16 protein-coding genes are annotated in these 13,172 nt (G+C 52.8%); 4 read left to right on the plus strand and 12 right to left on the minus strand.

Annotated features, from left to right (window positions below):
* Window positions 1-140 precede the first annotated feature (140 nt).
* The 3 genes from L1N82_RS22640 to L1N82_RS22650 are packed head-to-tail and all read right to left on the minus strand — an operon-like array spanning window position 141 to window position 3,089.
* The gene (locus L1N82_RS22640; RefSeq protein WP_235289733.1) at window positions 141-1,034 is read right to left on the minus strand and encodes a glycine betaine ABC transporter substrate-binding protein; all 894 of its coding nucleotides are present in this window, start codon (window positions 1,032-1,034) and stop codon (window positions 141-143) included.
* A 16-nt stretch (window positions 1,035-1,050) separates the two neighbouring features.
* Window positions 1,051-1,890, minus strand: coding sequence for an ABC transporter permease (locus L1N82_RS22645; protein ID WP_328284517.1), 840 nt, complete (start codon window positions 1,888-1,890; stop codon window positions 1,051-1,053).
* The gene (locus tag L1N82_RS22650; RefSeq protein ID WP_235289735.1) at window positions 1,890-3,089 is read right to left on the minus strand and encodes a quaternary amine ABC transporter ATP-binding protein; all 1,200 of its coding nucleotides are present in this window, start codon (window positions 3,087-3,089) and stop codon (window positions 1,890-1,892) included. The genes L1N82_RS22645 and L1N82_RS22650 overlap by 1 nt, the downstream gene beginning before the upstream one ends.
* 234 nt (window positions 3,090-3,323) lie before the next feature.
* Between L1N82_RS22650 and L1N82_RS22655 the strand changes: the two genes are divergently transcribed.
* The gene (locus tag L1N82_RS22655; protein WP_235289736.1) at window positions 3,324-3,878 is read left to right on the plus strand and encodes a GbsR/MarR family transcriptional regulator; all 555 of its coding nucleotides are present in this window, start codon (window positions 3,324-3,326) and stop codon (window positions 3,876-3,878) included.
* A gap of 65 nt (window positions 3,879-3,943) precedes the next feature.
* Here the strand turns inward: L1N82_RS22655 and L1N82_RS22660 are convergent, their stop codons facing one another.
* Window positions 3,944-4,693: an IclR family transcriptional regulator gene (locus L1N82_RS22660; protein WP_235289737.1), complete on the minus strand. Its 750-nt coding sequence runs from the start codon at window positions 4,691-4,693 to the stop codon at window positions 3,944-3,946.
* A gap of 229 nt (window positions 4,694-4,922) precedes the next feature.
* Between L1N82_RS22660 and L1N82_RS22665 the strand changes: the two genes are divergently transcribed.
* A complete protein-coding gene (locus L1N82_RS22665; RefSeq protein WP_235289738.1) occupies window positions 4,923-5,957 on the plus strand; it encodes an alpha/beta hydrolase in 1,035 nt (344 codons plus the stop codon).
* A gap of 83 nt (window positions 5,958-6,040) precedes the next feature.
* Entirely contained in the window at window positions 6,041-7,210 is a 1,170-nt protein-coding gene (locus tag L1N82_RS22670; RefSeq protein WP_235289739.1) for a Fe-Mn family superoxide dismutase, read from the plus strand.
* Window positions 7,211-7,293: 83 nt separating this feature from the next.
* Here the strand turns inward: L1N82_RS22670 and folE are convergent, their stop codons facing one another.
* From folE to L1N82_RS22705, 7 genes are all read right to left on the minus strand, one after another.
* Window positions 7,294-7,887: a GTP cyclohydrolase I FolE gene (gene folE / locus L1N82_RS22675; protein ID WP_235289740.1), complete on the minus strand. Its 594-nt coding sequence runs from the start codon at window positions 7,885-7,887 to the stop codon at window positions 7,294-7,296.
* A 38-nt stretch (window positions 7,888-7,925) separates the two neighbouring features.
* The gene (locus tag L1N82_RS22680; protein ID WP_235289741.1) at window positions 7,926-8,144 is read right to left on the minus strand and encodes a YneF family protein; all 219 of its coding nucleotides are present in this window, start codon (window positions 8,142-8,144) and stop codon (window positions 7,926-7,928) included.
* A 97-nt stretch (window positions 8,145-8,241) separates the two neighbouring features.
* Window positions 8,242-8,775 (minus strand): methylated-DNA--[protein]-cysteine S-methyltransferase, encoded by a 534-nt coding sequence (locus L1N82_RS22685; RefSeq protein WP_407946809.1) that lies wholly within the window; start codon window positions 8,773-8,775, stop codon window positions 8,242-8,244.
* Between the two features lie 4 nt (window positions 8,776-8,779).
* On the minus strand, window positions 8,780-9,988 hold the full coding sequence (queG, locus tag L1N82_RS22690) for a tRNA epoxyqueuosine(34) reductase QueG (RefSeq protein ID WP_235289742.1): 1,209 nt from the start codon (window positions 9,986-9,988) through the stop codon (window positions 8,780-8,782).
* A 141-nt stretch (window positions 9,989-10,129) separates the two neighbouring features.
* Window positions 10,130-10,759, minus strand: a complete 630-nt coding sequence (gene lepB / locus L1N82_RS22695; RefSeq protein ID WP_235289743.1) for a signal peptidase I — start codon at window positions 10,757-10,759, stop codon at window positions 10,130-10,132.
* Window position 10,760: 1 nt separating this feature from the next.
* Entirely contained in the window at window positions 10,761-11,315 is a 555-nt protein-coding gene (locus L1N82_RS22700; RefSeq protein WP_328284516.1) for a DUF402 domain-containing protein, read from the minus strand.
* 206 nt (window positions 11,316-11,521) lie between these two features.
* The gene (locus tag L1N82_RS22705; protein ID WP_235289744.1) at window positions 11,522-11,947 is read right to left on the minus strand and encodes a GNAT family N-acetyltransferase; all 426 of its coding nucleotides are present in this window, start codon (window positions 11,945-11,947) and stop codon (window positions 11,522-11,524) included.
* Window positions 11,948-12,290: 343 nt separating this feature from the next.
* Here L1N82_RS22705 and L1N82_RS22710 point away from each other — a divergent pair, with 343 nt between their 5' ends.
* Complete coding sequence (locus L1N82_RS22710; protein WP_235289745.1) at window positions 12,291-12,905, plus strand: superoxide dismutase; 615 nt, start codon at window positions 12,291-12,293, stop codon at window positions 12,903-12,905.
* Between the two features lie 105 nt (window positions 12,906-13,010).
* On the opposite strand, the gene L1N82_RS22715 is transcribed toward L1N82_RS22710, so the two are convergent.
* Window positions 13,011-13,172, minus strand: a 162-nt coding sequence (locus L1N82_RS22715; RefSeq protein WP_235289748.1) for a transposase, incomplete at its 5' end; no start/stop codon positions are given.

The raw sequence follows: 13,172 nt of genomic DNA on the forward strand, positions 1-13,172 counted from the left end.
AATATTCGAAATGCGCAGTTGCTTTTGTTTAACCCGAATTAATACAGGGGGGCCCCATGTCATCTTGGATGACTTATGGGACACCCCCTTGTGCATATCTACCTATTCAAATACAATAATGCTGCCACTCAAGGAGCAGATTACTCAATGCCTTCCAGCCATTTGCCTACCTTATCCGCATTGGCTTCTACCCATGCGCCGGCTGCTTCTTCAGGCGATTTGCCCTCTTGGATCGCGATCATGACCGCTGCCATATCGTCCGCCGTCCATTCGAACTGGTCGAGGAACTTATAGGCGTCTGCCTTATCCTCCGCCAAGCCCTTGCGTACGATCGTATGAATTTGCTCCTCACCGCCGTAGACGCCCTTCGGATCTTCCAGGTACTTCAGCTCCATATTAGCGAACATCCAGTGCGGTGTCCAAGCCGTTACAATCACAGGCTTTTGCTCATCATAGGCTTGAATCAGCTGCTGAGCCATTGCGGCCGAAGAGCTTTCAACCAGCGTCCAGTCAGACAGCGCATATTCCTCAAGAACACGTTCTGTAGCCATCATAATACCAGCACCCGGCTCAATACCGATAATCTGGCGGTTAACAGTTTCACCTGCGGCCGCATCTGTCAGATCTTCAATGGAGTCGATATCCATGTATGCCGGTACGGCAAGCCCGGTCTTCGTGCCGTTCAGGTTGGCACCAAGGTCCTCAATGTCCTGCGCATACTTCTCCATGTAGGATTCATGCGTGCTGGGCAGCCATGCCGCTACCATCGCATCAGCGCTTCCGTCCGCAATACCGACCCACATTGGTCCAGCGTCAACCTGCAGCATTTCTACCTTATAGTTCAGCTTGGATTCCAGCACATGCTTGACCACGTTCGTGCTCGCAATCTCCGAATCCCAGGCCACGTAAGCAAGCTTAATCGACTTATTCTCCGTTTTGGCACTGCCGCTGCTACTTTCATTTGCGCCGTTCGAGCAGGCGCCGAGCAGGGCCACCACGAGGATTAACGCCGTCATAACTGTCCATTTCTTCATCAAGATTCATTCACTCCTAGTTTGCTTTATTTTTGGTTTTGAAGACATGCTGAGTCAGGCGGTCCAGCAGTATCGCCATGATCACAATCGCAATACCCGCTTCGAATCCGATACCTGTATTCGCCTGGGTAACCGCACGGTAAACGTACGAGCCAATGCCCTGCGCGCCGATCATGGAAGCGATGACAACCATCGACAGCGACAGCATGATCGTCTGGTTAATACCCGCCATAATCGTCGGCATCGCCATTGGCAGCTGCAGCTTGAACAGCTTCTGCGCCGGTGTCGAGCCGAAAGCATCGGCCGCTTCAACCAGCTCGGCCGGCACCTGCCGGATGCCGAGAGTCGTGAGGCGGATCGTCGGCGGGATTGCGAAGATAATCGATGCGATTACACCTGGAACAACACCCAGCGAGAAGAATGATACCGCCGGAAGCAGGTATACGAATGCGGGCATCGTCTGCATGAAGTCAAGCACCGGTGTCATGATACTGCGGAACATGCTGCTCTTCGCACAGCCAATGCCTATCGGAATCCCGATGACGATCGACAAGATGGATGCTGTCAATACCAGCGACAGGGACTGCATCGACAGCTCCCAAAAGCCCAGATTATCAATCAGCAGCAGTCCGATCAGCGTGAAGATGGAGAATTTCCATCCGACCATCCGCCAGGACAGCAGCGCAAGCAGCACGATCAGAATAATTGGCGGCAGCAGTGTCAGCACATACTCAATGTTTGCTACCATCCAGCCGATTACAGTCCGGATCAAATCGAACAGCCCGCCGAAATAGGTCTTCATCCAGCGCTCCAGCTGTTCTACTCCCTCGCCTATTGGAATCTTGGGAAAATCTATCATTGTCCTTCACCTGCTCCCGGAATGGCATTGCCAGCTAATGCGGCAAGTACTGCTCCCTTGATCAGGACGCCGCGCAGCCTGTTGTTCTCATCCACGACTGCAACAGGCAGCCTGGTATCCGCCATAATTTCAAAGAGCTCATTGAGCAGAACGTCAGGACCCACCGTCGGCATTTCACGCTCCATGACGTCCTCAATCGACTGCCCTTCCTTGATGGCTGCCGAGGCCTGCTCAGCTGTCAGTGCGCCAAGCAGCTTCATGCTTTTGTCCGTCACGTAGAGATTCGAAATCTCCCGCTCACGCATCAGCTGCAGGGCAACACGAGGGCCCCTGTCAAGCATAACGGTCTCCGGCTTGATCATCACATGCGAGGCCGTCAGCACCTTCGACATGTCCACATCCTCCACGAACCGCTCAACGTACTTGTTGGCAGGCTGAATGAGGATTTCTTCCGGCGTCCCAATCTGCACAATTACTCCATCTTTCATTAGGGCAATCCGGTCGCCGATACGCAGCGCTTCATCCAGATCATGCGTGATGAACACGATCGTCTTGCGTACCTTGGACTGCAGCTCAAGCAGCTCGTCCTGCATATCCTTGCGGATCAGCGGATCAAGCGCGCTGAATGCCTCGTCCATCAGCAGAATATCCGGATCCGTGGCCAGCCCTCTGGCCAGTCCGACCCGCTGCTGCATACCGCCGCTCAGCTGATCAGGATAGCTGTCCGCCCAGTTCTCCAGCCCCACAAGCCGCAGGGATTCCATGGCGGTATCACGGCGCTTCTTCTTGTCGATCCCCTGAACCTCCAGGCCGTATTCTACATTCTGCAGAACCGTGCGGTGCGGGAATAGCGCGAATTTCTGGAATACCATCCCCATGCTTCTGCGGCGAAAATGACGCAGCTGCTCTGCACTCATCGTCAAAACATCAGTGCCTTCGAATAATACCTGTCCTGCCGTAGGCTCAATCAAGCGATTTAGCAAACGCACAAGTGTGGATTTACCGCTGCCTGAAAGTCCCATAATGACGAATATCTCGCCCGGTTCTACGCTGAAGCTTGCGCTGTTCACGCCTACCGTAAGTTTGGTTTCTTTCAGGATTTTGTCCTTCGTCCATCCCTGCTCCAGCAGTGGTATGGCCCGCTGCGGATCTGGCCCGAATACTTTGGTCAATCCTTTAACCTCGATAATTGCCATGCCCAACCTCCTATTGCCTTACCTGTTGACTCCGACAAGTGTAATAGGTCCTGGTAAATTAGGCAAAGTGCGAATTCTTGAAAATATTTCTGTACAGTTTTTACTTTACGTACTTTATGTATGGTTTACTCCGTATTTCTTAAATTTACTTAATAAACTGTTTCTTTACTTTTATAAAAGGGTATGCTTACAATACGTGTAGTGACCGAGCAACTTACAACTCAGGAGGGAACCATGAAAGATCTTGAGGATCTTACATCCGAACAGCAGCGCAAGCTGGACCGAGCCCGCCAGCGTGTGATTGAATCTATAGGCAAGAACATGGATTTGTATGGCATCACCCTCTCCATCGGTCATCTGTATGGCCATATGTACTTTCAGAACACTCCGATAACGCTTGACGAGATGAGTAAAACGATGGGGATGAGCAAGACATCCATGAGCACAGGAATGAGAACACTCATGGATTTGAAGATGATTAATAAAGTATGGGGAAAAGGAACCCGGAAGGATCTGTACGAGGTTGTTCCGGACTGGTACCAGAACTTCAGCGATTACTTCTCAATTAAATGGCGCAAAGCTGTTGAAGGAAATATGCATGCACTCGCCAAGTCACTGGCGGAGATAAACAGTCTTAAAGGCGAAGCAGAAGGCGACCCGGAATTCCTGCAGCTCCTCGAAGTTGATGAAGCTAAGATTACGGAAGCCCTCCACTATTACAAATGGCTGCTCCGGCTGATTGAGACGCTGGAAACCGGCAAAATATTCGAGTTTATCCCCAAGGAATAGACGGCAACAAACAAGAAGGCGCGCAGCCCATAGGGCTGCGCGCCTTCTTGTTTGTTCCTCCGTTCCTACTCCTCCAAAAGCATGGTCCCCATCCGCTTAGCCGAATCGATAAGGATTGGAACTTGTTCGCGCATTTTCTCCAGCGTAAGCCGGCCCGAAGGCCCAGACACAGACAAGGCGGCCGCAAGCCGGCCCGCACGGTTAAAGATGGGGGCAGCTACAGCCGCAGCGCCCGGCTCCCTCTCCTCAATACTTGTGGCATAGCCCATTTGGCGGATTTGGCGGATTTGCTCGGCATACACAACCTTATCAATCACCTCTGGCCAATCCGCCGAATCCAGCAGCTGCCCTAGTGCATGCTCCCCGCCGAACGCGATCAGCACCTTGCTGGAAGCACCAACATACAGCGGCAGCCTGGCCCCAACGGGAGCAACTCTGCGGACTGCCTGATTACTCTGCACCGCCTGGATTCGGATTCGCTCACTACCATCACGGATGTAGAGGCTTATCGTTTCCCCAAGCAGATCTCTGAGCCTTTCCATCTCGGGAAGGAGCATGACCGCCGGATCGTCGCTGGTGGACAGATGCGTCGAGAGCTCCCAGATCCGAATGCCTAGCCGGTAGCGGTCTGTCAGGGCATCACGAGCTACGAACCCCCGGTCCTCCAGGGTAGCCAGCATTCTGTGAACCGTACTCTTGTGCAGCTGCACCTTGTCTGCAATCTCGGTCATCGCCCATTCACTCTTCTCATTAAAGCACAGCAGTATATCAAGCGCACGCTCTACCGCGCGTACATTCGCCTTATTCTCCTCCACCTATACTCACCTCCGGGAGTTTCATCACATGAAACACAATTACATACAGTATAACCTAAATGAAATCAATCCGCCAAGTAGGCCCCTTCTTTTACAGCCAGATTACAAGTGTTTAACAATGTGCCGACATCAATTGACAACCTGGTTCAAAAGACATACGATTATATTAATAGAAATTGTGAAGCGCTTTCATTTTTTTTGATTATTGTTGATAAGGAGGGATTCTTCCATGCGTATGACCGTGCTGACATCATTGCCGCTTTTTAAAGGCGGGCTTGCTTCCAATCCTTATGCCGATCTGCCTGAGAAAAATCCCGCCAAGAGCAGACGGAAAAGCCGCTGGCATTTCCTAGTCTCCCTGGTCGCATCGGTGCTCGCCCTGCTGCTGTTTTCGTTCGTAGCCTTCCACGGCTATGTCGCCTGGACACTGGCCCACCCTTATGTGGCCCCGCTGACGTCCAACCCGATGCTTGCCAAAGGCCTTGAATACGAAGAGGTAACCTTTCCGAGTGCAAGCGGACGGAGCACTGTTGACGGCTGGTACATTCCGTCAGCAGCGAACACGGAGCGGACGGTCGTCTTCAGTCATGGCTACGGCGCAAACCGTGAAGAAACATGGGTTCCTATGTATGATCTGGCCAGCCTGCTTCACGGCCTGCAGTATAACGTCCTGATGTTTGATTACGGCTATGCTTCCGCTACCAATCGCCTGCCGGCCACCGGCGGCGTAGAAGAGGCCCAGCAGCTTCTGGGTGCTGTATCTTATGCGAAGAGTCAAGGCGCAGAGGAAATCGTGGTCTGGGGCTTTTCGATGGGCGGCGGAACGGCACTACAAGCCGCTCTGGTATCCAAGGATATCGATGCCATGATTCTTGACAGTATGTTTATTACAGACGCCGATACGTTATATCATAATTTGACTCAAATCGCCCCCGTTCCGCGGTATCCGTCGCTTCCGCTGATCGAATGGATGCTTCCGCTGTGGACCGGCTTTAATATGAATGAAATTCCGGCGAAGAAGGTCCGTCAGACTAATTTTGACATTCCGATCTACTTTGTCCATGGTACCCAGGATGCCAAAGCACCAGTCGAAATTGCCCAGGAGATATCGTCCAATCAGACGCATATGCTGTCGAACGAATGGATCGTGCCCGGCGGCAAACACGAGCTGATCTTCCAGGTCTATCCGAAGGAATATATCCAGCGGGCTGTTGTTTTCCTGAGCCAGGTGCATCAGACGCTTAACGGGAACTCGTCCGTATAGACACAGGCCATAAAGCGCGTCATAGCCATTCCCTCTTGCGAATATCCTTCATGGAGAAGGTTTTCGAAGAAGGAGGTTATGACGTGCTTTTTGTTTATGGTCCCTATATGCCCCTTAGGTGGCTTGAGGAAGTCCGTTCTTGGAAGCAGCAGGAACAGCAGTATGCCGCGGTCATTAAGCAGCTTGTGCCTAATCTGGAACCCGAGTATGCAAGAGTACTGGAAGAATGGGGGCCTGTCTTCGAAAGCACCGAGCGCTGTGCTTCCATGTGGATTCATCACTGGCAGCAGGACCCTGCACGGCTTCCTGTAACTGCCGAGACTCAAGTGGAAGCGCTGCTTCAGGCCGCCCAAGCACAATCGGAGGCGTTCATTCGCCAGCTTCGGCATATTCAAGAGAACAGCGCCGCGCTATCCGCTAATCCCGCCGCACCAGCACTAACCGGTCATGTCATCCGGCAATCCCGGTCTTTTCTGCAGACGCTTGAAGCAACAAGACTATCAGCTTCAGCATCCGAACCAGCTTCCTCTATAAACGCCGATAACTCTCAGGGGGATACCCGGACGCCTGAGGAAGCCCCTGAAGAGCAAGAAGAGCCATTCAGACTTGCAGGAGACGGACACAAGCCTGTCCCTGTCGGCGGGCATACGCTGCCTCCGCTGCCGTACCCCTATCATGCCCTTGAGCCTTATATTGACGAAGCGACTATGCGGGTCCATCACAGCAAGCATCATCAGAGCTATGTCGATGGCCTCAACAAAGCAGAGAAAATGCTTCGTGACGCCAGACAGACAGGGAATTTTGAGCTCGTCAAGCATTGGGAGAGAGAACTGGCCTTTAACGGTGCCGGCCACTACCTGCACACGATATTCTGGTTTGCCATGAAGCCAGGCGGTTCTGAGGAACCAGCTGGACCGCTTGGCGAAGCCATCAAACGGGACTTCGGCAGCATGCAGGCCTTCAGGAAGCATTTTTCCGAAGCGGCGGATAAGGTCGAAGGCAGCGGATGGGCGATTCTCGTCTGGAGTCCGCGCAGCAGCAGGCTGGAGATCCTGCAGGCCGAGAAGCACCAGAATCTGTCCCAGTGGGATGTCATCCCGCTCCTGCCTTTGGATGTCTGGGAGCATGCTTACTACCTGAAGCACCAGAACCGCCGCGCGGATTATATTAAGGACTGGTGGAATGTCGTCAATTGGCCGCATGTCGAGGAGCGTTTCCGCGCAGCCTCAACCATCCGCTGGACGCCCTACTAAGTTCAATGCAAAAGGGGCTGTCCCTAAGCAGGATAACTGCTTGAAGGGACAGCCCTCATGTATGGTGTTCTGCCTGATTAGAATTACTTGCCCAGAAGTGACATGAACTCCGTGCGAAGTGCCGTATTGGTTCGGAATTCACCCCGTACAGCAGACGTTACGGTCTTACTGCCAGGCTTCTTGACGCCCCGCGCGCACATGCACAGATGTTCGCCCTCCAGCACGACCATCACGCCGTGAGGCTGCAGCACTTCTTCCATGATGTTTGCAATCTGTGTGGTAATGCGCTCCTGGACCTGAAGCTTGCGCGTAATGGCTTCCACCAGACGAGCCAGCTTGCTGAGACCGGCGATCTTGCCGCTCGGGATGTAACCGATATGCGCAACCCCGAAGAACGGTGCCATATGATGCTCACATTGGCTGTAGTAGACGATATCCTTAACGATAACAAGCTCCTCATGCTGTTCATCGAAGGTAACGCCCAAGACATCACGCGGGTCCACATCATATCCGGCGAAAATCTCCTCATACATCCTCGTTACACGGGCAGGTGTGTCAAGCAGGCCTTCGCGCTCGACATCCTCACCGATCAGCTTCAGGATTTCCTTAATGTGATGTTCAATCTGCTCTCTATTGTCCGAAACTCTGCTGTTCAGATAATCCTTGACCCCCGCCATTATTCAGTCTCCCTTCGACACCTGGTAAGGCTGGCAGATTATCTGCGGCCCGGCCTGTTTTGATTTTTCATCATGTGCTGCGCACGCTGAATTTGCTGCTTGTTCATGTTGTAGCCCATCTGCTTGGCCATCTTCTGCAGCATTTCCGGATTGCTCTGCATCTTCTCAAGCTGCTTGCGCAGATAAAACACGCCGACGGCAAAGCCGATGACCAATCCGACGATCAGTGTAATAATTGGAATGATAATATTCCACATGTGTTCAAATCACCCGATCCTTTCTCTATGTGAACATCCTTAAATTAACCAGCAATGCTCCCTATCATAGCATGTCCTGCGGTCAACTTGCAATCCTCTAAGCCGAGCCTTCAAGACCCAGCAGATATGTCTTGATCCCAACCCCGCCGCCGAAGCCGACCATGGCCCCGTTAGCCCCGATTACACGGTGACACGGGATGATAAGGGGCACTGGATTCCGGTTATTCGCACCGCCGACCGCACGCACCGCAAGCGGTTTGCCGACCAGCTCCGCTATCTGCTTGTAGGACCGCACTTCACCATAGGGAATTCGCGCCAGCTCCCCCCATACGGCCTTCTGGAATGGGGTGCCGCGAAGCTCCAAAGGAAGGTCGAAGCTGCGTAGTCTGCCTTCAAAATAGTCATGAAGCTGCCGCTCCGCTTCATCAAGCAGCTTAGACGGGCCTGCTGCAGCGTCCGCCATAATCGCCCCGCTGCCAGGCCAGTGCTTCTTCAGCCAAGCCTCTATCTGCTCCAGGCGCTCGGCATAGCCGCCGAATTCAACATGGCAGATGCCCCCGCTGCTCGTACAGACGAGAAGCCTTCCGATCGGGGAATCCATCTCTCGCCAATTAATCCGTTCTGCTTCCACTCGTCTATACCCCTTCCCTGTCTCGGTCGCCGGCTTCTCCCGCCCGGTCGCCAGCCGTCATACTCAGTCCTTCCAGGGACTCCTTAATCATGGTAAGCGCCTGCTCATCGGACTCCCGTCCTAATGCTTCTTCCAGCACATCAGCTGCCTTCTGGCCGCCTATCCGGCCGAGTGACCACGCAGCTGTTCCACGAAGCTCCGGCCGGGGGTCCTGCAGCAGCACATCCCGCAACGGCTCGATAGCGGATGGATCCTTGAAATTGCCCAGCGCGATAACCGCGTTACGCTGAATCGGCTTACGGCCACGCCACGCAGAAGCGCTGCTGCCATAAGCTTCTTTGAACGCGCGGTTTCCCATCGTCAGCAGCGGTACCAGCAGCGGCTTGACCTTCTCGGGGTCCGGCTGCAGCTCAGGCTGATGCGTCCAGTTAAGGCCCTTGTTCACCGGACATACGATCTGGCAGGTATCACAGCCGTACAGCCGGTTACCGATTTTGCGCATCATCTCGTCGGATACGAAGCCTTTGGTCTGCGTGATGAACGAGACACAGCGCTGGGCATCGAGTTCACCCGGCCCTACAAGGGCTCCTGTCGGACAAGCATCAATACACTTGGTGCAGGTGCCGCACTGGTCGGTTACGGGCTTGTCCGGGGGCAGCGGCAGATTCGTAATCATCTCGCCCAGATACACCCACGAGCCGAATTCAGGCGTAATAACCGCGCAATTCTTGCCGCTCCAGCCGATGCCCGCGCGTTCGGCAACCGCACGGTCGACAAGCTCGCCTGTATCCACCATGCTCTCCGCTCTAAGCTCGGGAACTCGTTCACGCAGCCACCTCTCCAGCCTTGCCAGGCGGTCTCGCAGAACATGATGGTAGTCCATCCCCCAAGCTGACCTGGAAAGAATCCCGCGTCTGGCTCCAGGCTCAGACTTCGGTGCATCCTGAAGCTTGGACGGATAAGCAATCGCTATCGCGATGATCGACTGCGGGCGGTCGAACAACAGCGCAGGGTTAGTCCGCTTATCCAAATCCGGTTCCTCAAAGCCCGACTCCCGCCCCAGTTCCCGGTGCCTGATCAGCCTTTCCTTAAGAGCCGTGAAAGGCTCTGGTGATGCAATGCCGAGCTTATCAATACCCAGCTCAGGCAGCGCCTGGAGCAGTTCTTCTTTCAGCTGCTGGTAGTAACGATCCGTGGTTTGCCCTTCCGGCATCCGGTATCCCTCCTCCACTGCGCCTGGATAAAACAAATTGCAAAATCCGCTGGGACAGCCGCCAAAATCGCTTCTCGCGCCAGCTTGCCTCAGCGGTTATTACATTCGTTAACAACGTTCTCTTCAAGCTAACCTTCGCTCCTACAGCTTATTTATATGGGTAATCGGCCAGATCACGAACTGCGCTTTTCCCTTGATCAGGGAGGAAGACACAGGGCCGAATGTACGGCTGTCCTTGCTCGCACCCAGATGACGGTTGTCCCCCATGACGAAATAGGTGCCCTCCCCTACCTTCTGCGGGCCGTAATCCATATCCTCGATGTCCGCGTCGGTATAAGCTTCAACGAGCTGTTCCCCATTCAGATACATTCTGCCGCTGCGTATTTCGACCGTGTCCCCGGGGACTCCGATGATCCGTTTGACCAGATACTCCGTCTTCCCTTCCGAATCCGTCGGATCCTCCAGAATGACGACATCCCCCCGCCCCGGCTCGCCGATCAGATAGCCGATCTTGTTAACAAACAGCCACTGCTTATCCTCCAGCGTCGGCTCCATCGAATGCCCCTCCACGGTCGACAGGTTGAAGACAAACAGATGGACAAGCAGGACGAGGACAAAAGCAATTCCCAGCGTACGTACCCAATCAAGCAGCTCCCTGAGCCATCTAGGCCTGCGCCGGTCCTCCCCTGTATCTCCGTTTTCCTGCTTTCTTCTGAGCCTTGTGCTTCTGCTTCCCGTTTCCTCCGTGCTTTCCACTGCTTGTCGGTCCATCCTACACCCCGGTTTCTGATTTCCATGTGTTATAGTAGCTTCTAATCAGGTCATCCGAACGAAAAGGAGGCTCGCTCCTGCGGATTTTATCAAGAAGAACACCAAGACCGGACGCCACCTTGTTGCGCAGGTCTCCGGGGTAATGGTACAGCTGTTTGTTCATTTCGTATTCTTCCCGGTCCACCACATGGGTCGCTCCATCCGGATACCGGATAACGTCCAGGTCGTAGTCAATATAAGTGAAGACATTCTCATACTGATGAACAGGCGAAGCCACATTACAGTAATAGCGAATACCCGTATGCTCCAGTAACGCAACGACGTTATACCAATGACCTGGCGCAAAAAAGGTTACAGCAGGCACCTTGCTGATCCAGCGCTTGCCGCTCCCCTCCAGCACCGGTGTCTCCTCGTTAATCAGAACACTCATGGATTCCGCAGCGTGCTCCTTATGGAGCCGCTCCGCTGGCACCAGCCAGTTTTCCAGCCACATCCGGTGCAGAGAACCGTTATGCTTGAAGCTCTTGATGATTCTGCTCTCGTATGATGTCATCATTTAATACCTGCCCTTGCATCTATTATAAGAAAAACGTCTGTCTCCGTATACCCGGTAAGCCTGCCAGCAGCCTTTCCCCTTGGCTATAGTATCGGCTTCTCCCACCGATTATCGTATAGAATCCTGCTCTAAAAAAAGATAAGACCGTATAAGGGAGTCCTTATACGGTCTTATGCAGGGCTGGCTATAATTGTGCTGCCTGCCAATTATCCTGCTACAATACTGAGCTTTTGGAAGGACTTAAAGAAATCCTTGGCTGCATAGCCCATTGATTCGTAGAGCGATAAGATTGGTTCATTATACTCATCTGCAGTGATTAGAATCTGGCTGACATTCCGCTGTTCGAATCGTTGGCGAAGTGCGCCGATCAGCAATTTGCCGATCCCCTGGCGCTGATATTCGGGATGAACAGCGATCCGGTAATAATACCCCCGGTTCTGGTCGATCGTGCCGATAATCATACCGACAACCTCTTGGTTAAACGTCGTAGCCACGAGTACAAGATCACTGTCCCATGACAATTGCCGAGCAAAGGCTTCCATCGTTTCTTCATAGCAAACTTCCGTCAAAGTCGTTTCCAGTAGCTGCGTTAAAGGCCGGTAATCCGACAGTTGAAAAGAACGAACCTGCATGAACGTAAGTCCCCCGCAATCACGTCATAGTATTATCTAGTATATAGAAATACGACAGAATTTAACGAAATCCTGCACAAACCTTAAAAAAACGTTAAAAATTTTAACAAAACGACTGAATTAGGGTGAAAGCGCTTTATTTTAAGCGTTTTCACCCTAATTGTTTTTATTATTGTTAGGGCGGTATAAAATTTGGCGATTCATGGCAACCTATTCCGGGTAAATATAAGTGGGCTATTTCGCCTTGGACAAGCACCGACTTTCTAAACATTCATGTTGATTTATTATCCCGAATAGGCGATAATGAGCTTGATAAAAATTACATATAGGAGGTTTCAATAACATGGCACATCAACTACCAGCACTTCCTTATCCGAACAATGCACTGGAACCGCACATCGATGAAACGACGATGATGATTCACCACGACCGTCATCACAACACATACGTGACGAACCTCAATGCTGCACTGGAGTCCGCTCCTGAGCTGCAGAGCAAATCCGTTGAAGAGCTGATCGCTGACCTGAACAGTGTTCCGGAATCGATCCGCACCGCGGTACGCAACAATGGCGGCGGCCATGCCAACCACAGCCTGTTCTGGGAAACCATCGGTCCTAACGGCGGCGGTCAGCCGACAGGCGCTCTGGCTGATGCTATCAACAACGAGCTCGGCGGCTTCGATAAATTCAAGGAAGACTTTGCGAAAGCTGGCGCAACCCGCTTCGGCTCCGGCTGGGCTTGGCTTGCTCTTACGCCGCAAGGCAACCTGAAGGTTTACAGCCTGCCTAATCAGGACAGCCCAATCATGGAAGGCGATACGCCTCTGCTTGGCCTGGACGTATGGGAGCATGCGTACTACCTGAAATATCAGAATAAGCGTCCGGACTACATTGCTGCATTCTGGAACGTTGTAAACTGGGAAGAAGTAGGCAAGCGTTACGACGCTGCGAAGAAGTAATCGCCTGCAAATCTCTGTTATAGAGGCTGACTCAAAAGGTTCATTAAATTTGACCTTTGAGCCCCATAATCATCGTATTAACAGTAAGAATGGCGTCACAGGGTCTTATCCCAGTGACGCCATTCTCTGTTTTCGGTCAATTGCGGCTTTCTTAAGCAAATTGTGGGCAAGCGAAAGCCACCCGACCTCCAGACTTACTTTTTGTAAGCCTCGAAGCAGGAAGCGTCGGAAACCCCGGTTATTTTTGATTTGGCCGAACACACTCTC

This window comes from Paenibacillus tarimensis (genome assembly GCF_021532315.1).
Taxonomy (GTDB): Bacteria; Bacillota; Bacilli; order Paenibacillales; family Paenibacillaceae; genus Paenibacillus_I; species Paenibacillus_I tarimensis.